Source organism: Streptomyces sp. NPDC048603 (assembly GCF_043199475.1).
Lineage (GTDB): Bacteria > Actinomycetota > Actinomycetes > Streptomycetales > Streptomycetaceae > Streptomyces.
Map to the genome: position 1 here is coordinate 445,759 of NZ_JBICVY010000008.1, position 18,044 is coordinate 463,802.

An 18,044-nucleotide genomic window follows, 5' to 3' on the forward strand; every position below is an offset into this window, starting at 1 on the left:
AAGCGATGAAAACCGGCCGCACAAGATAAGGTCAATGGTGTTGGCATAAGGTTGAGGAGGCTTCGGAATGGCGAAGAAGGTGGTCCCCGAGGAGGCGCGCCGGCGGCGGCGCCCCACCCGGCAGGGCACCGTCCTGTCCGAACGGCTGATCGTCGAGACGGCCCTGCGGATGCTGCGTGAACACGGCAGCGCAGGGCTGTCCGCCCGCCGCCTCGGCGCTGCCCTCGGCGCGGACCCCAGCACCCTCTACCGGTACTTCGACGGCATGGACGGCCTCACCCTCGCCATCGGCGAAGAGCTGATCGGCCGGGCCCTGGAAGGGTGGAAGGCCACTGGGGACTGGCGCCGTGACCTGCGGGAACTCGGTCTGCGCATTCACGGCGCCTACCTCGCCCACCCGCAGGCCGCCGTGCTGACCGCCAGCCGGGTGACGGGCCGGCCCCGCGAGATCGCCGCCGACGAGGCGGTGCTCGGCATCCTGCGCACCGCCGGCTTCCCCGACCCGGAGGCGGTCCTGATCTACCACGCCTTCATCGACCAGAGCCTGGCCTTCGCGGCCCTGGACGCCGGCGCCCTCGCCCTGGGCGAGCCCTCCCGGACCTCCGACGAGCAGCAGTGGGAGTCCACGTACGCCCGGCTGCCGGCCCAGGAGTACCCGCACATCGCGGCCACCGCGCGGCTGCTGGCGGCCCGGATGAACCACAGTGCCTACCCGGTGGCCCTGGACATGCTGCTCGCCAGCGCGGAGAGCCGGCTCCAGGCCCTGAGGGGCCGCTGAGGAGTCCCTGCGCACGCCCTTGCCCCGGCCCTTACGCCAACACCATTGACCCTGTGCGGCCGCGCGGGTTTCCTCATCCCCATTCACGCCCTGTTCACACCGCGCCCGCCGCGGCGCGGTCCGCACCCCGCGCCCGGCACAGCGCACTCAGCACAGCGAGGGACGATGGCCGTAGACACCCCGCGGGAAACAGCCCCCACCGCCGGAACTCCCACCGCCGGAGCCGCCACCGCCGTGACGGCGGCAGAGGCGGCGACGGCCACGGTGGTGACGGCCACCGCCCCTCCGTCCGGCGCGCTCAAGCGGGACGCCATCGGCTTCTTCGACTCCCTCGCCATCGGCCTGAACGCCACCTCGCCGGCCTACTCGCTGGCCGCCGTCATAGGCCCGGTCGTCGCCTTGGTGGGCGTGCACGCGCCGGGGGTGATGCTGGCCTCCTTCGTCCCGATGCTGCTGATCGCCTCCGCCTTCCACTTCCTCAACCGGGCGGATCCGGACTGCGGAACGACCTTCTCCTGGGTCACCAGGTCCATGGGGCCCACCACCGGATGGCTGGGCGGCTGGGCCATCGCGATGACCGGAGTCCTGGTGGTCGGCTCGCTCGCCGACGTGGCCGTCGGCTTCGGCCTGCTCGCCGTCGGCGCGGACGGACTCGCCGGGAACGCCCTGGTCCGCGAGGTCCTCACGGTCCTGCTGATCCTCCTGATGTCCTGGCTCTGCGTGCGCGGCACCGAGGTGTCGGCCCGCTTCCAGAACGTCCTGGTCCTGCTCCAGGTCGTCTGCCTCGTCGTGTTCGCGGCCGTCGCGGTGTACCGCGTGTACGCCGGCACCGGCACCGCCGGCTCGATCCGCCCGGCCGCCGAATGGCTCAACCCCTTCGGGGCGGGCGGCACCGCCCTCACCGGCGGGCTGCTGCTCGGCGTGTTCGCGTACTGGGGCTGGGAGTCGGCGGTCAACCTGACCGAGGAGACCAGGGACCCCGCCGATGCCCCGGGGAAGGCCGGCCTCTGGTCGACCGTCGTCCTGCTGGTCACCTACCTGTCCGTGGCCCTCGCGGTCGTCGCCTTCGCGGGCACCGGTTACCTCACCGGACAGGCCGACGCGGAGGAGGAGGTCTTCGCCGCCCTCGCCGGCGACGTGCTCGGCGGCTGGGACTGGATCCTGCTCCTGGCCGTCAGCACCTCGGCCCTCGCCTCGACCCAGACGACCATCATCCCGGCCTCCCGCACGGCCCTGTCGATGGCCCGCCGCCGGGCGCTGCCGGACCGGTTCGCGCGGGTCGACCCCCACCGGGGCACACCCGGCACCAGCACCCGGTGGGTGGCCGGCACCGCGATCGTCTGGTACGTCGTCATCCACCGGATCAGCGAGAACGCCCTCGCCGACTCCCTCACCGCCCTGTCGCTGCTCATCGCCTTCTACTACGCCCTCACCGGCATCGCCTGTGCCGTCTGGTACCGGCGCCTGCTGACCCGCGGCCCGCGCTCCTTCCTCCTCCTCGGCGCGGGCCCGCTGCTCGGCGCGGCGATGCTGATCTGGCTGCTGGCCGAGTCCGTCGCCGACATGGCCGACCCGGCCAACTCCTCCAGCGGCACGGCCTGGTTCGGGCTGGGCGCCCCACTGGTCATCGCGCTGCTCCTGGCAGCCGCCGGGGTGGTGCTCATGCTGCTGCGCCGCGCCGCGTCCGGAGCCTTCTGGAACGAACGGCCCGGAGCGTACGAGGAGCCGTGACCGACCCTGCGGAGGCGGGTCTTCCATACCACACACACCCTCCATCGTTCGGGTGGAAATGGAAATCCGTTCTCGTTGTCCGGAAACTGACCTTGCGTGAGTGCGGTGTGCGAGAGATACACCCCACATGACCGATTCCTCGCACCCCAGCCGCAGGAACCTCCTCGCCGGCCTCGCCCTCGGCCCGCTCGCCCTCGCCCCCCTGGCCGCCGCCGCACCCCCCGCCGGTGCCCGTGGCCCCGCGGCGTCCGCCCCGCCCCCGGCCCAGCCGCCGGACGGGACGGACGCCGTACTGCTCCGCGGAGCGGAACTGATCCTCACCATGGACCCGGCGGTGGGGGAGGGCCCGCTGGGCACCCTGTCCGGTGCCGACCTGCTGATGCGGCAGGGGACGATCGCCGCGGTGGGCCGGCGGCTCCCCGCGCCCTACGGCACCCGGGTCCTGGACATGGCCGGCCGGATCGTGATGCCCGGATTCGTGGACATCCACAACCACCTGTGGCAGTCCAGCATGCGCGGCGGATGCTCCGCGCAGGACCTGTACGGCTGGCTGGGCGCGTGCAACCGGCCCACCCTCGCCCGCATCGGCGCCGAGGACATGTACGACTTCGTCCGGCTCTCCGCCCTCGACGTCCTCGGGGCCGGCGTCACCACGGTCGTCGACTGGGTACACCCCATCCCCTTCGACACCAGCGAGCGCTACGTCCGGGCCCTGGCCGACACCGGCCTGCGCTTCGTCTACGCCATGGCCCAGGACGTCCGGTCCGCTGACCTGGTGCCGCGCGTGAAGAGAGAACTCCTGGACCCGCTGCCGCTCGCCTCGGCCCAGGTCGCCGTGCACGCCCAGCAGTCCGCCCTGGACCCGCTGTACCGCTTCCACGGGATCGCCCGGGACCTGGGCGTCATGCTCAACTCGCACGTGCTGGAGCATCCCGACGACCGCGGGGACGATCCGATCGGAGCCCTGCGCCGGGTCGGCGCGCTCGGCCCGCACCTGCTGATGAACCACGCGATCCACCTCACCGACGACGAGATCGCCGAGGTGGCCGAACGCGACGTCCGCGTGGCCCACTGCCCCCTGAGCAACATGCGGCTCGCCTCGGGGATCATGCGGCTGCCCGCCCTGCACGCCCGGGGGGTGCAGGCGGGGCTCGGGCAGGACGGCGGGGCGAACGACACCTCCGACATGTTCGGGCTGATGAAGGCGGCCGTGGGCCTCCAGCGGGCACTGCACCGCGACGCCTCGGTCCATCCGGCCGTCCCCGCCGTGCTGCGCATGGCGACCCTGGGCGGCGCCGAATGCATCGGCATCGCCGACCGCGTGGGATCGCTGACCCCCGGGAAGCGCGCCGACGTGATCGTCATCGACCCGGCGGCACTGAACTTCGCCCCCCGCACCGACTGGACCGGCCAGCTCGTCCTCAACGGGCACCCTTCCAACGTCAGCCACGTCTTCGTGGACGGCCGGCCGCGCAAGGCCCAGGGCGCCCTGGTCGACGTCGACGTACCGTCCGTCGTACGCCGCGCCGAACGTGCCGCCGCCCACCTCCGCGCGGCGGCCTGAGGCAGGCCGGTGACGTCCGGCACAGTGGAGTCATGAACGAGGACGACAGCAGCCTTCTCGCCCGGGGGCGGGTGGCGACCAGACTGCCGGCCCGGGACCTGGACCGGGCCCGGCGCTTCTACGCCGAGAAGCTCGGCCTGGAACCCGTCGACGAACGGCCCGGCGGGCTGCTGTACCGGTGCGCCGGAACGGAGTTCGCCGTGTTCGCGTCGGTGGGCTCCTCCCCGGGCACCTTCACCCAGATGGGATGGGCGGTCGACGACCTCGACGCCGTCGTGGCGGAACTCGGGCGGCGCGGCGTGGTGTTCGAAGACGTCGACGTACCCGGGATCCGCACGGAGGGAGGGATCGCCGACATCGAGGGCAACTACCCGAGCAAGGGCGCGCGGGGAGAACGGGCTGCCTGGTTCCGCGACAGCGAGGGGAACCTGCTGGGCATCGGCGAGCCCGTCTTCTGAAACCCCGGGGCCCGGCGGCGGGAGGCTGCGGCCACCGGTGAGTCCGTCCTTCGGCTCGACGACCGCGGCGTGTCCCGCGATCAGCCGGACCGGGCCGGGCCGTGGGAGGCGATGAACCGGCGCAGAGCCTCGCCGGGGTCGGGGAGCCGTCCATACCACGAGCCCCCGTCGGCCGGGTCGCCCTTGGGGATGGCCCGGAGCAGCATGTCGCGCATGTCGCCGGTCGCCCGCTCCCGGGCCTCCTCGATCCGCCTCCGGCTCTCCTCGGTGCCGTCCCCGGTGGCGAGGACCTCGGCCAGGGCCTTCTCCCAGGCCCCCACGCGCCCCCAGACGTACATCTCTCCCTGCGCGGAGCCGGCGTACTGGAGGCCGACCAGCGCCCACCCCTGACTTTCCGTCAGGGGGGCATCCGCCGACACCCATCCGGTCGCCAACTCGGCAGCCTGTCGGGCGAGTTCCTCAAGCGTCTCCTGCTGTGCCTCATCCATGAACTGATCATAACCGATTATCGTCTGAATGACGATAATCGGTTGGCTCGCGTCACGCCCGGCGGAGTACGGCGCGCACCGGTTCGGCCGGCTGGAGGGTTCAGGCCCGGAAAGACCGGCACCGGGGCCGGGCCCGTGTCCAGGTGGAAGCGCCGGCCCAGCACCGCCAGCACCAACACCGCCTCGACCAGAGCGAAACGGGCTCCCAGACAGGCCCGGGGACCGCCCCCGAACGGGATCCAGGCGTGCTCCGGCACCGGGTCCGGTGCGTCCTCGTCCCAGCGTTCGGGCCGGAAGGCCAGCGGCTCGGGGAACCAGCGCGGGTCCCGGTGCAGCGACCAGGGGCTCGCCCACACGGTGGTTCCCGCCGGCACCGGACGCCCGCCGATGCACGCCCCGTCCCGCGCCACCGCCGAAATCAGCCAGATCGGCGGGTAGATGCGCAGCGCCTCCTTCACCACCTGCTGCGTCCACGGCAGCCGCGCGTAGTCCTCGTACGCGGGCAGCCGGTCGCCCAGCACCCGGTCCAGTTCCTCCGTCAGCCGGGCGCGGGCCTCCGGCGCACCGGACAGCAGCTGCCAGGCCCAGGTCAGGGTGGTGGAGGTGGTCTCGTGCCCGCCGATGTAGAGGGTGATCGACTCGTCCCGCAGCTCCCGCCGGGACAGCGGGTTCCCGTGCTCGTCGCGGGCGGCGAGCAGCCGGCCGAGCAGGTCGTCGCGTTCCTCCCCGGCCGCCGAGGCCTTCTCGTGCTCCCGTATGACGTGGGCGATCTCCCGGTCGAGCACGGCCACGGCCCGGCGCATCCGGGTCCGTCCCGGCGTCCGCACCCACGGCGGCAGGAAGAGCGTGACACCGCGGAACTCCGCCCCCAGCTCGTGCTGCGCGGTGGCCATGGCGGCGCTGATCGGCGCCTCGCGGCCGGCGGCCTCGCTCCCGAACAGGGTGCGGACCGCGATCCGCTGGGTCAGCCCGGCCATCTCCCGGTGGACGTCCACCCGTTCGCCTTCGCTCCAGCGCGCGGCGAGGGCGTCCGCGCACGCGACCATCTCGGCCGCGTACGCCCGCACCTGGCGCGGCCGTACGGCCGGCTGGACGAGCGCGCGTTTGCGCCGCCAGTCGTCCCCGGTGGCGACGACCACCCCGTTGCCGAGCAACTGCCGGAAGGCCCAGCCCAGTTCGCTCGGCGCGAAGGAGGTCTCCACGGCTGCGAGGAGTTCGCCCGCGTGGGCCGGCTGCGAGACCAGCACGTTGCGCCGCGGCCCGAGCGCCCAGGGCACCCAGTCCCCGTACTCGTCGCGCAGGTGCTCGAAGAAGGCCAGCGGGTCCCGGGCGAAGGCCGGCAGATTGCCGAGGAGCGGCCACCGGCGGGGTCCCCGCTCGGTACCGGAGGGCAGCAGGGTGGCGGTCACGCCCGCATCGTGACACCGCCGCCGTACGTGCACCAGACCCCGTGCGGCCGGACAGCCGGGTACGCCGCGGCCGGAAGGCCGGTCCGGCCGCAGCCGTTCCGTCCCACACGCGAGGCCGTTCAGCCGGGTCGCCCGGCGGCGTCGACGGTGTCGAGCAGCCTCAGGAAGGGCCGCCGCAGGGCCACCGCGACCGGGCGCGACTCCGCGGCCGAGTACGCGGCGAAACAGCTCCGGGCCTCCGCGACGGCGGGCCCGGGGTCGTGCCCCGCCAGGGCGTCGTCCACCGCCCGCGCCGTGGCGGAGGCCAGCGCGGCCAGGTCGCGGCGCGCCCGGTCGACGTCGGCGGCGAGGTCCGCGCGTCCGGTGAACGCCGCCACCTCCTCGGCCAGCGTCTCCATCCCGCCGCACAGGTCGTGGGCGAGGAACAGGCGTCGGACGAGACCGCTCACCTCCGCGCGCTGCCGCCGGCGCAGCGGATCGAACCTCAGGACACGCCGGGCGTTCCGCGCCTCGTTCGCCGGCCGGCGCACCGCCTCCGTCTCGCGGCGCACCAGACCGAGGTTGTCGCGCGCCGAGGCCGGGTCGGTCCCCAGGACCCGTATGCTTCCGGCCAGGGCGCGGCCCAGCCGGAGCCGGCACTCCTCCACCGAGGAGGCCAGTGCGCGGCGGGGGTCGGGCGGCCACAGCAGCGGCGCCAGCAGCACCGTGACCGCCGCGCCGACGGCGGTCTCCCACATCCGGTCCAGGGCGTAGGCGTCGGGACTGGGGTTGGCCAGGACCAGCAGCGAGGACACGGCGATCTGGACGTTGATGCCGTTCCCGGAGTTCAGGACCATGCCCAGGGCCAGGCCGAGCACCACGACCAGGGCCAGCGCCGCCGTCGACGGGCGCAGCACCTGCAGCAGGGCGATCGCCAGCAGCACCCCGGCGACGACCCCGGCGACGCGCTCCAGCGAGGTGGTGAAGACCGCGGAGGGATCGCTGCGCACCGCCACGAGCGGCACGATCGCCGCGAACACCGGCGGCTGGTCCGCGCCGAGCCACAGGGCGGTCTGCCAGGCGGCGACCACCGTCACCGCGATCCGCGCCGCCACCGGACCCTCGGCCACCAGCGCCCGCCGGGCCCGGCCCCGTACGCCCCCGGCCCCGCCGTCGCTCCGGTGCTCGCCCACGTACCACTGTTCCACGGTCCGGGTGCCCGGACCCTCGCACTCACCCCCGCCGGACGGGCGCGTCAGGGCCGGCCGGGTGATCACCCGGCCGGCCCTGACGCCCGCTCAGGCGAGGTCGAACCGGTCCAGGTTCATGACCTTGTCCCACGCCGCCACGAAGTCCCGGACGAACTTCCCCTCGGCGTCCTTCGAGGCGTAGACCTCCGAGAGCGCCCGCAGCTGCGAGTGGGAGCCGAAGACGAGGTCCACGGCGGTCGCCGTCCACCGGGCCTTCCCGGTGGCGCGGTCACGGCCTTCGAACACGTTCTCGGTGGATTCCGACGGCTTCCATTCCGTGCCCATGTCGAGCAGGTTGACGAAGAAGTCGTTGGTCAGGGTCCCGGGCCGGTCGGTGAGCACACCGTGCCGCGCCTGCCCGGCGTTGGCGTCCAGCGCCCGCATGCCGCCGACCAGCACGGTCATCTCGGGAGCCGTCAGCGTCAGCAGGCTGGCCCGGTCCAGCAGCAGGGTCTCCGCCGACAGCTTCTCTCCCGCCCGCAGGTAGTTGCGGAACCCGTCCGCGCTCGGTTCCAGCACGGCGAACGACTCCACGTCCGTCTGCTCCTGCGAGGCGTCCGTACGGCCCGGCGCGAACGGGACCGTGACCTCGTGTCCGGCGTTCCGTGCCGCCTGCTCGACGGCCGCGCACCCGCCCAGCACGATCAGGTCCGCGAGCGACACCTGCGCGCCGCCGGACCGCGCCTGGTTGAAGTCCCGCTGGATCCCCTCGAGGGCCTGCAGCACCACGGCCAGTTCGGGCGTGTCGTTGCCCTCCCAGTGGCGCTGCGGTTCGAGCCGGATCCGCGCCCCGTTGGCCCCGCCGCGCTTGTCGGTGCCGCGGAAGCTCGCCGCCGACGCCCACGCGGTGGTGACCAGTTGGGGGAGGGGCAGCCCCGACGCGAGGACCTGCTCCTTGAGGGCGGCGACGTCCGCGTCCGACAGCCGGTCGCGGCCGGGCGCGGGGACGGGGTCCTGCCACAGCTGCGGCTCGGGGACCCAGGGGCCGAGATAGCGCGAGACGGGTCCCATGTCACGGTGCAGCAGCTTGTACCAGGCCCGGGCGAAGGCGTCCGCGAGCGCGGCCGGATTCTCGTGGAAGCGCTTGGAGATGGGCCCGTAGACCGGGTCCAGCCGCAGGGCCAGGTCCGTCGTCAGCATCATCGGGGCGTGCCGCTGCGACGGGTCGTGGGCGTCGGGCACGGTGCCCTGGGCGGCGGCGTCCCTGGGGGTCCACTGGTGGGCGCCGGCCGGGCTCGCCGTCAGCTCCCACTCGTAGCCGAACAGGTTGTCCAGGTAGCCGTTGTCCCACTTCGTCGGCTCGTTGGTCCAGGCACCCTCCAGCCCGCTGGTGAGCGTGTCGACGCCCTTGCCGGTGCCGAAGGTGTTCCGCCAGCCGAATCCCTGCTCCTCCAGCGGGCAGGCCTCGGGTTCCGGACCGACGTACTCGGCCTGCACGGCGCCGTGGCACTTGCCGAACGTGTGGCCGCCGACGATCAGGGCGACCGTCTCCTCGTCGTTCATCGCCATGCGCCCGAACGTCTCGCGGATGTCCACGGCGGCGGCCAGCGGGTCCGGGTTGCCGTTGGGACCCTCCGGGTTCACGTAGATCAGGCCCATCTGGACGGCACCGAAGGGCCCGGTGAGGTCCCGGTCGCCGGTGTAGCGCTCGTCACCGAGCCAGGTGTCCTCGGGCCCCCAGAAGACCTCCTCCGGCTCCCAGATGTCCTCGCGGCCGAAGCCGAAACCGAAGGTCTTCAACCCCATGGACTCGATCGCGCAGTTGCCGGCGAACACCAGAAGGTCGGCCCAGGAGATCTTCTGACCGTACTTCTGCTTCACCGGCCACAGCAGCCGGCGCGCCTTGTCGAGGCTCGCGTTGTCCGGCCAGCTGTTGAGGGGGGCGAAACGCTGCGCGCCGCTGCCGCCGCCGCCCCGGCCGTCGGCGATGCGGTACGTCCCGGCGGCGTGCCAGCTCATCCGGATGAACAGCGGCCCGTAGTGACCGTAGTCGGCGGGCCACCACTCCTGCGAGTCCGTCATCACCTCGAAGACGTCCCGCTTCAGCGCGTCGACGTCGAGCTTCTTGAACTCCTCGGCGTAGTCGAAGTCCTCGCCCAGCGGACTGGCCTGGGGCGAGTGCTGGTGGAGTACCTGCAGATCGAGCTGATTCGGCCACCAGTCCCGGTTCGTCTTGGGCGGGGTCGGCGTGGGGGTCGGAGAGGGGATCACCGGGTTTTCGCTTTCGCTGCCGGACACGTGCGTCCTTCTTCCTGTCTGGTACTTCCCTGTGCTGGCTGCCGCCCGCCCGTGACGTCGGCCGACCTGCCGGTGCCGGGCGCGCCGGGACCGCCCGCTCGCGGCGCGTCGCGGCGCCCGTCGACCGGGGGATGCCTCACCGGACCCGCGGTGGTCGAAGCGCCACCGGCCGGCGAGATGGCTGTGCCCACGCCCGACGCCGCCGGTCGAGCCGTCTCGGCGTCCGTTATGGTCGCGCACTGCGGACCGCAGAGCGGTGAGAACACGCAGGGCAACTCGAAGGGGTCAGCCCAGCCCCGAGCCCGCGGCGCCTCCCGCGGCGAGGCGGCGCCCGATTTCCGAATCGCGGAATGTCAATTCCGACTGTCGGTATGCTGCGGGTACGCACGAAGGAAGATCTCCATGTCATGACCGCACAGGGGGCATCAATGAGCGAGAGCCGCGTCGCGCTGATCACCGGTTCGTCGTCCGGGATCGGCGCCGCCATCGCCCGGGATCTGGCCGCGCAGGGCATCCGGGTCGTCGTCAACTCGGCCCGGAGCGAGGAGGCCGGCAAGGCGCTCGCCGCCGAACTGCCGGACGCGGTCTACGTCCGGGGCGACGTCGCCGAGCCCCAAGACGCGCGCCGCATCGTCCGGGAGGCCGTGGACGCCCACGGCCGCCTCGACATCCTCGTCAACAACGCCGGGACCACCCGCTTCATCCCGCTCGACGACCTCGACACCCCCGACGCCGCCGTCTGGCGGGAGATCCTCGACGTCAACGTCATCGGCGCCTGGCAGATCACCACCGCCGCCGTCCCGCACCTCCGCCGGTCCGGGGCCGGGGCCGTGGTCAACATCTCCTCCGTCTCCGCCACCCGGGCCCTCGGCAGCTCCGTCCCCTACGCCGTCAGCAAGGCCGCGCTCGACCACATGACCCGCCTGCTCGCCTCGCAGCTCGGCCCCGAGATCCGCGTCAACGCCGTCGCGCCGGGACTGATCGAGACCCCCTGGTACGACGAGGCCGGGCAGGTCTGGGAGTCCTCCCGGGAGTGGATCACCGCCAACACCCCGCTGCGGCGGGTGGGCACCCCGGAGGACGTCGCGCACGCCGTCCGTCACCTCGTCGACGCCGCCTACACCACCGGCGACGTCCTCACCGTGGACGGCGGGCGCCACATCGTCTGACCGCGGCGGCCGCATCCCGCCGCGGCACGCCCGGCCGGCCCGCCAACCCCCCCGTGCATCATGGTCGTATGACCGATCGTGGAGAACTCCCGGCCGACCCGACACCCACCGCCGTGGACGCCGACGCGCTCACGGCCCTCGCCGACGGGTACCACTCGCGCACCGTGCGCCCCCTGGGCTGCGCCACGGTCGCCGGGCACCTGCTCAAGTCGTACGCGGTCCAGGCGCCGGGGCGGACCGTCACCGGGGAGGCGGCGCGGGCCGCGCAGCAGGTCGCCGCCGCCCATCTGGCCACGGCGCCGCTGCGGGGCAGCCTCGGGCTGGCCGTGCTGCTCGTGCATGCCGGAGCCGACGGCGACTACGTCCTCGTCCACACCTGGATCGAGGGGTACATGTCCGACCTCGCGGTCTTCACCGGCCCGGCGGGCGATGCCGGCGGGCTCCGGCCCGGCCGGTCCGGCCTCGCCCCGTGCGTCTGGGAGGCGGCGGTCCTCGCGCACGAACGCGACGCCTTCGGCCGGCACGTGCTCGACGGCAAGGGCGCGCTCGGTGACCGGCTCGCCGCCTGGCGGGAGGACGTCCTGGACGGCGAGGTGCGCTGACCGGCCGTCAGGGCCGGTGGAAGACCGCCTCCGGGGCGTCCGCGGACGGGCCGTCCAGCAGCGGCTGCGGGATGCCCTTCAGGTGCCGGTCGAAGAAGGCGCCCACGTAGGAGCGGGTGAGTTGTATGGAACGGTCCCCGGACAGCTGGGACTTGAGCGGGGGAGCCCCTGTCTGGTCGCCGATGGACGGGACGTCGGTGAAGGTGAAGTGGTCGGCCTTGTCGAAGGTGATCCAGCGCTTCCACCCGTCGAGCCGCCGCCAGCCCCGGTCCCAGCTCTCCTCGCGCCCCGGAACGGTGTCGCCGGCTCCGAGCAGCAGGAACGGGCGGCTGCCGAGCCCCTCCTCCGGGACCGGAGTGAACAGGGTGCCGTCCATGTCGACGCCGGCCCTGATGCGCCGGTCGCCGGCCATGGCCGCGGCCGTTCCGGCGCCGCCGACGGAGTGCCCGGCCATCGCGATGCGGCCGCGGTCGATCAGACCGGCATGGCGCCAGGCGGGGCTGCGGCCGGTGAGCCGGTCGAGGAGGAAGGACACGTCGCGGGCCCGATTGTCGCTGACCGTGCGGTAGCTCTCGACGGTTTCGCCGGACTCCTTCACGCGGGTGCAGGCCAGGCACTCCAGCACGCGGCCGCCGGGGAACGCGGTGCCGGCACTCTCGTACGCGTGGTCCACGGTGGCGACGACGTACCCGCGGGAGGCCAGGTCCTCGGCGAGTGAGGTCAGGGTCGCGCGGTGGACGGTGAAGCCGGGGGAGAGGATCACCAGCGGAAACCGGCCGGGCACGGGGCGCGCCCGCTCGCGGGAGTGGGTGGTGGTGCCGGACAGGGTCTCCACGGAGATGAACCGCTCCAGCTTCCCGGGGGCCAGCATCCCCCGGGCCTCCTCGTCGGAGAGGTAGCTCGCGGTGCTGCCGGTGCCCCGCTGCGCCGGGTAGCGCAGGGTGACCATGAGTTCGCGCGGTCCGGTACGGGCCCACGGGTCGGTACGGCTGCGGTCCACCAGGTGCAGGGTGTCCTGGCCCACGGCATGCCGGCCGGTGGGCCGGGGGAGGGTGATCTGCACACCCTGGCGCTCCGCGGCAGCGGCAGCGGCGGCAGGAGTGGCAGGGGCGGCGGCCACCACGGACGTCGCGGGGGCGGCGACGGCGCTCCCGGCCGCCGCGAGCGGCAACGGCATGACGAAGGCGAGGACCAGGGCGGATGCGGCGGCTGCTTGGCGTCGGTTCATGCCCCTGACGCTATGGTCCCGAACCGGACGTATCGTCAACTTCCCGGAGGAGCAGACTCTTCGGCCCTCCCCCTCGCGGGGGGCCCGTCATCCTTCCGAAGTCGTAGATCGGGACGACGAGTCCCGTACCCGCGTGAACCCCCGTCCACCTGCGGTGCGGCGGACGGGGGAAGCGTCGTACGGTCTGTGCCCGCGGCGCGGCTCAGGCGGGTTCGGTCACCTTCGTGGCCTCGGCCTCGCCCGCGGCCGTAGCCGCCGGGGTGGCCCCGGCGGCCGGGGCCGTCGCGGGGGCGGTGCCGTGCCGGCCGCGCAGGCCCAGCCCGCCGATGACGGCGACCAGGGCGAACGCCGCCGCACCGATCCAGAAGGTGAGGGTGAAGCCGGACTCGGCCGGGAGGGCGGGGACGCCGGCGGGCAGGTGCTCGATCGTCTTCGAGGCCAGGATCGTGGTGACCACGGCGCTGCCGATCGCGCTGCCGGTGGAGCGCGAGATGGAGTTGATGCCGTTGGCGATGCCGCTCTGGTGGGGCGGGACACTGGACATGATCACGGCGGGCATGGCGGCGTAGCCGAAGCTCACGGCCGCACCGGCGAAGAGGCCGGCTCCGATGACCGAGGCGGTGTGCGCGTGGTCGAGCGCCAGCCAGCCGAAGCCGACGGCTCCGAACGCCGCGGCCATGCCGAACACGTACCGGGGGCCTCGGTGCCGGACCAGCCGGCCGCCGATCGGGGAGGCGAGCAGCGACACGATCGCGCTGGGCAGCAGGAACTCGACGGAGGCGCGGAGGATGGAGGCGTCGAAGCCGTATCCGGTGAGTGCCTGGGGCATCTGGACGAGGTAGGAGACACCGAGGAAGAGCGCGAACATGCCGAAGCCGACGAGGACGCCGGCCAGGTTGGCCATGAGCACCGGCCGGTGCACGAACATCCGCATGTCGACCAGGGGCTCGCGGACCTTGAGCTCGGTCAGCACCCACAGGGCCGTCATGACGGCCGCGCCGGCGAAGCTGCCCAGGGTGCGGCCGGACGTCCAGCCCCACTCGTGGCCCTGCGAGATGGCCAGCAGGAGCAGCAGCAGCGTGAGGCCGAGCGTGAGCGCGCCGAGGAAGTCGGTACGGCCGCCGGTCTTGGTACGGGTGGCGGGCACCAGGAAGACCACGGCGAGCAGCGCGAGCACCGCGAAGCCGGTGGCCATCCAGAACGCGTTGCGGTAGTCGGCGCCCGAGCCGGAGGTGAGCAGGCCGGTGGCGACGAGCGCCAGGCCGCTGCCGAAGGCGAGGGTACCGCTGACCAGGGCCATGGCACCGGGCAGCTTCTGCGGGCGGAGCTCGTCGCGGAGCACGGAGAGGGCGAGCGGGAAGATGGCGGTGGCGGCGCCCTGGAGCGTCCGGCCGAGGATGAGCAGCGGCAGCGATGTGGCCAGGGCGGTGATCACGGAGCCGGCCACCATCACACCGAGCACCGCCACCAGCGTGGGCTTCTTGCCGTGCTGGTCGCCGAAGCGGCCGAGCAGCGGGGTGAAGACCGCGGCGGAGAGGAGGGTGGCGGTGGTCACCCAGCTGACGCCGGAGGTCGAGGCGCCGAGATCGTTGCGGATGAGGCCCAGGATCGGGACCGGCAGGGTCTGCATCATCGACACGACCATGGCGGCAAGGCTCAGGGCGAGGACGATGACCGTCTCGTTCCCGGTCTTGGCCGGGGGCTTGGCCTGGGGCTCGGCCTGGGAGGGTGCGGCGGTGCTCATGGCGGAGGGAGACCTTCTCACTGCTTCAGATCGTAGATGTTTGATGTCCTCAAGTACTTCGAAGAAGGTAGATCTCAATGGTTAAGGACGTCAAGTAAAAGGTTGATAATCTGAAGTAAAGTGATTAGGCTCCACGCCATGAGCGCCACCGCCCCGCACGCACCGACCAAGCTCCAGCTCCTGGAGCTGCTCGCCGCCATCGGCACCGCCCAGTGGCGGGATTTCGCGGCCGCGGCGGCGCACCACGGCCTCACCTCCACCCAGGCCCGGGTCCTCGCCCAGCTCGACGGTCCGGTGCCAATGCGCGGCCTGGCCACCCTCCTGGTGTGCGACGCGTCGAACGTCACCGGAATCGTGGACCGTCTGGAAGCCCGCGAGCTGGTCCGCCGCGAAGCCGATCCCGCCGACCGCCGCGTGAAGAACGTCGTCGCGACCGACACCGGCCGCGAGGTCATCCGCCGGGTCCGCGAGGAGATGCAGGCCACCCGCGGCGCACTGGACACCCTCGACGAAGCGGAGAGCGCGACGCTCTACGCCCTGCTCGAACGCCTGCGCCCGACCATGGAGCGCGACGCCTGATCCCTTCGGGCGGCGCCTGATCCCGGCGCGCGACGCCCCAGGCCCGCCCGCGACGCCCGAAGCGGGCGCGCGCGGTACCCGACCCCGCGGAGCCGCGGCACAGTACCAGCCCCCGGGACGCTGCCCGCATCTTTGTCCATTCGTGATGCCCTTCGGATCGCGGCCCCCGCCCGGCACTACCGTCACCTGGCATCCGGGGAGCGCGGGTGCGTGACGGCATCGGTCCATCGGCACACCACGCGGGCGGCACGTCGGAACACCGCCCCGTCGGCACGACCGCCGCGGCCTTCCGTCCCGCAGGCGCCCTCCCGGTCCCCGTGACAAGGAGGCACAGTGCTGTCATTGCGTCGGTCCGCCGTCGGCGGCATGTCGCTGGCGTCGAGACACGTGCTGGCCACGGGCGTCGTCATCGCCGCCCTCGCCTGCACGCTGATCGCGTTGCTGATCCCCGCCCACACCTTCGGCGGCAGGACCGCCGAGGCCGCCGCGGTGTCCCCGTCCGGCGACGACGACGGCCTGGGCACCCTCAGCACCGCCTTCGGGCCGCTGACCCCGCAGGACCGCGACTTCGTCCGCAAGGTGCGGCTCGCCGGGCTGTGGGAGCTGCCCGCAGGCCGGCAGGCCCTGCAGAGGGGCGAGCGCCCCGCCGTCCGCATCGCCGGCGAGCACCTCGTCGAGGGCCACACCGAACTCGACCGGCGCGTGCTCGAAGTGGGCCAGGCCCTCGGCATGGAGCTGCCGAACCAGCCCTCCCCCCAGCAGCAGGCCTGGCTCGACCAGCTCGACGCGGCCCAGGGCGCCTCGTACGAACCGCTGTTCATCCAGCTGCTGCGCCGGGCGCACGGCAAGGTGTTCACGCTTGTCGCCCAAGTGCGCGCGCAGACACGCAACTCGATGGTCCGGGCCCTGGCCACGGACGCCAACTCCACCGTCCTGGACCACATCAGCGTGCTCGAAGCCAGCGGCCTGGTCGACTTCGACGGCCTCGCGGACACCCCGCCCGCCGGCTCCGTCTCCCCACGCACCCCCGCCACCCCCCTCCGACCGACGAAGTGAAGTGATCGCATGAGCCGACAGGGCCGACAGGGCCGACAGGGCCGACAGGGCCGACAGGGCCGACAGGGCCGACAGGGCCGAGAGGACCGTTCGGGCGAACAGGGCGGCACCCGCCGTCCATGGAAGTCACGCAAGCTCCTCGCCATGGTGTCCGCCCTCGTGCTGGGCAGCGGCGGGGTCGTGGTCATCGCCCAGGGCGCCTTCGCCGGGCAGGAAGAACGCGCCGCACCGGCCACGGCCACCATCGACTGCCCCGACGTCGGGGACAGGCTCCGCAGCGTTCCCGACCAGGCCCGGCAGGAGGTCGACCGGAACCTCGCCGAGCTCGACAACCAGGTCGCCGACGCCTACACCCGGCTCTCCTCGGGCCGCGCCGACCGCGACTCCCTCCTCGGCGGGCTGAAGGACGAGCGCGGCAGAACGATCGATGCCATCGGCGACGCGATCGCCGGGGCCGGCGCCCGTCCGCAGGGGCTGGAGGGGCTCAGCAACTGCCGGATGCAGAAGGCAGAGACCGAGGCCGTGCCCGCCGCGGACCGGCAGGCCGCCGACGGAGGCGGCGCAGCGGCCGCGGCGGGGCAGCGCTCGCCCGCCCGCAGTGACTTCGTCGCCATCGGTACCGTCCGGCCGAACGTGCGCAAGCCGGCGGCCCGTCAGGGGGCCTCCACGGGTTCGTTCTCCGTGAACTGCGGCCGCAACGAGAACGGCCACTTCAACCCCGACAACGTCATCGTCGCGCCGGGCGTCAGCAACGGCGCCCACCACATGCACGACTACGTCGGCAACAAGACCACGGACGCCTTCTCCACCAACAACAGCCTGGCCGCCTCCGGCACCACCTGCACCAACGGCGACCAGTCCACCTACTACTGGCCGGTGCTCCGGCTCCGCGACGGCCGGACGGAACGCGACGCCCAGGCGCCCGGCGGCGGCCAGGACGGGAACGTCGGCACCATCCTGCGGCCCAAGCAGGTCACGATCGAGTTCAAGGGCAGCCCCGTTTCGAAGGTCACGCCCATGCCCCGCTTCCTGCGGATCATCACCGGCGACGCGAAGGCCTTCACCAACGGCACCGCCAACGCCAACGCCTCCTGGAGCTGCACCGGATTCGAGAGCCGGCAGCTCAAGGACAAGTACCCGGTGTGTCCCAAGGGCAGCGACGTGGTGCGCACCTTCTCCTTCCAGAGCTGCTGGGACGGCCGCAACATCGACAGCGCCAACCACCGCACGCACGTGGCCTTCGCCAACCGCGACGGATCCTGCAAGCCCGGCTTCAGGGCGGTACCGCAGCTGGTGCAGCGGATCGTCTACAGCGTGCCGCCCGGCTCGCGCTTCGCCGTGGACAGCTTCCCCGAGCAGCTCCACAAGCCGGTGACCGACCACGGAGACTTCATCAACGTGATGTCGGACAGGCTGATGGGGCGTGCGGTGAGCTGCATCAACGGCGGACGCTCCTGCCGCTGACCCCTGGCCTCCCCGGCGCGGTGCCGGCCCGAAGCGACGACTTCGGGCCGGCACCGCGTACGTGTGCGCCCACCACGCGGCGCCCTGCAGCCCCGGTCTCCACGCCCCCGTGCACCACACCTTCCATCCGCCGCGGAAGCCCACCGCGGAAGCCCACCCGCGGAAGCCCGCCGCAGATGCCCGCCGCGGAAGCCCACCACGGGGCACAACCCGAGGGCCCCCGACGCGCGTACGCCCCCTGCGGCCGAGCCGCCCCACACCCGGCAGCACCCCGCACCCCACACCCGCCACCCTCACGCCCCGCCCG

The 18,044-nt window shown here is 73.1% G+C and carries 14 protein-coding genes and 1 pseudogene; 9 read left to right on the top strand and 6 right to left on the bottom strand.

What is annotated here, in order from left to right; genetic code table 11:
- Positions 1 to 67 precede the first annotated feature (67 nt).
- The 4 genes from ACGFQ9_RS22375 (at position 68) to ACGFQ9_RS22390 (ending at position 4,531) form a co-directional block, all read left to right on the top strand.
- A complete protein-coding gene (locus tag ACGFQ9_RS22375) occupies positions 68 to 778 on the top strand; it encodes a TetR/AcrR family transcriptional regulator (protein ID WP_393575888.1) in 711 nt (236 codons plus the stop codon).
- A 165-nt stretch (positions 779 to 943) separates the two neighbouring features.
- Positions 944 to 2,509 (top strand): APC family permease, encoded by a 1,566-nt coding sequence (locus ACGFQ9_RS22380; protein ID WP_393575890.1) that lies wholly within the window; start codon positions 944 to 946, stop codon positions 2,507 to 2,509.
- Between the two features lie 127 nt (positions 2,510 to 2,636).
- Positions 2,637 to 4,073, top strand: coding sequence for an amidohydrolase family protein (locus ACGFQ9_RS22385; protein WP_393575892.1), 1,437 nt, complete (start codon positions 2,637 to 2,639; stop codon positions 4,071 to 4,073).
- 32 nt (positions 4,074 to 4,105) lie between these two features.
- On the top strand, positions 4,106 to 4,531 hold the full coding sequence (locus ACGFQ9_RS22390) for a VOC family protein (protein ID WP_393575894.1): 426 nt from the start codon (positions 4,106 to 4,108) through the stop codon (positions 4,529 to 4,531).
- An 80-nt stretch (positions 4,532 to 4,611) separates the two neighbouring features.
- Here the strand turns inward: ACGFQ9_RS22390 and ACGFQ9_RS22395 are convergent, their stop codons facing one another.
- The 4 genes and pseudogenes from ACGFQ9_RS22395 to katG form a co-directional block, all read right to left on the bottom strand.
- Entirely contained in the window at positions 4,612 to 5,019 is a 408-nt protein-coding gene (locus ACGFQ9_RS22395) for a hypothetical protein (protein WP_393575896.1), read from the bottom strand.
- 52 nt (positions 5,020 to 5,071) lie between these two features.
- Positions 5,072 to 6,428: pseudogene (locus ACGFQ9_RS22400) on the bottom strand (cytochrome P450).
- Positions 6,429 to 6,547: 119 nt separating this feature from the next.
- Positions 6,548 to 7,600, bottom strand: coding sequence for an aromatic acid exporter family protein (locus tag ACGFQ9_RS22405; RefSeq protein ID WP_393575897.1), 1,053 nt, complete (start codon positions 7,598 to 7,600; stop codon positions 6,548 to 6,550).
- Positions 7,601 to 7,705: 105 nt separating this feature from the next.
- Positions 7,706 to 9,895 (bottom strand): catalase/peroxidase HPI, encoded by a 2,190-nt coding sequence (gene katG, locus ACGFQ9_RS22410; protein WP_393575899.1) that lies wholly within the window; start codon positions 9,893 to 9,895, stop codon positions 7,706 to 7,708.
- A gap of 428 nt (positions 9,896 to 10,323) precedes the next feature.
- On the opposite strand from katG, the gene ACGFQ9_RS22415 reads away from it, so the two are divergent.
- Together ACGFQ9_RS22415 and ACGFQ9_RS22420 are read left to right on the top strand one after the other, a co-directional pair.
- On the top strand, positions 10,324 to 11,064 hold the full coding sequence (locus tag ACGFQ9_RS22415; protein WP_393575900.1) for an SDR family NAD(P)-dependent oxidoreductase: 741 nt from the start codon (positions 10,324 to 10,326) through the stop codon (positions 11,062 to 11,064).
- 68 nt (positions 11,065 to 11,132) lie between these two features.
- Positions 11,133 to 11,666: a hypothetical protein gene (locus tag ACGFQ9_RS22420; protein WP_393575902.1), complete on the top strand. Its 534-nt coding sequence runs from the start codon at positions 11,133 to 11,135 to the stop codon at positions 11,664 to 11,666.
- A gap of 7 nt (positions 11,667 to 11,673) precedes the next feature.
- Here ACGFQ9_RS22420 and ACGFQ9_RS22425 read toward each other — a convergent pair whose 3' ends face one another.
- A complete protein-coding gene (locus ACGFQ9_RS22425) occupies positions 11,674 to 12,894 on the bottom strand; it encodes an alpha/beta hydrolase family protein (RefSeq protein ID WP_393575903.1) in 1,221 nt (406 codons plus the stop codon).
- 202 nt (positions 12,895 to 13,096) lie between these two features.
- Positions 13,097 to 14,638: an MFS transporter gene (locus ACGFQ9_RS22430; protein WP_393575905.1), complete on the bottom strand. Its 1,542-nt coding sequence runs from the start codon at positions 14,636 to 14,638 to the stop codon at positions 13,097 to 13,099.
- Positions 14,639 to 14,776: 138 nt separating this feature from the next.
- On the opposite strand from ACGFQ9_RS22430, the gene ACGFQ9_RS22435 reads away from it, so the two are divergent.
- The 3 genes from ACGFQ9_RS22435 to ACGFQ9_RS22445 all read left to right on the top strand — a co-directional run bounded on the left by ACGFQ9_RS22435 (position 14,777) and on the right by ACGFQ9_RS22445 (position 17,737).
- Positions 14,777 to 15,217, top strand: coding sequence for a MarR family winged helix-turn-helix transcriptional regulator (locus ACGFQ9_RS22435; protein WP_393575907.1), 441 nt, complete (start codon positions 14,777 to 14,779; stop codon positions 15,215 to 15,217).
- A 333-nt stretch (positions 15,218 to 15,550) separates the two neighbouring features.
- A complete protein-coding gene (locus ACGFQ9_RS22440; RefSeq protein ID WP_393575909.1) occupies positions 15,551 to 16,273 on the top strand; it encodes a DUF4142 domain-containing protein in 723 nt (240 codons plus the stop codon).
- A 144-nt stretch (positions 16,274 to 16,417) separates the two neighbouring features.
- Positions 16,418 to 17,737 (top strand): DUF1996 domain-containing protein, encoded by a 1,320-nt coding sequence (locus ACGFQ9_RS22445; RefSeq protein ID WP_393575910.1) that lies wholly within the window; start codon positions 16,418 to 16,420, stop codon positions 17,735 to 17,737.
- Positions 17,738 to 18,044 lie beyond the last annotated feature (307 nt).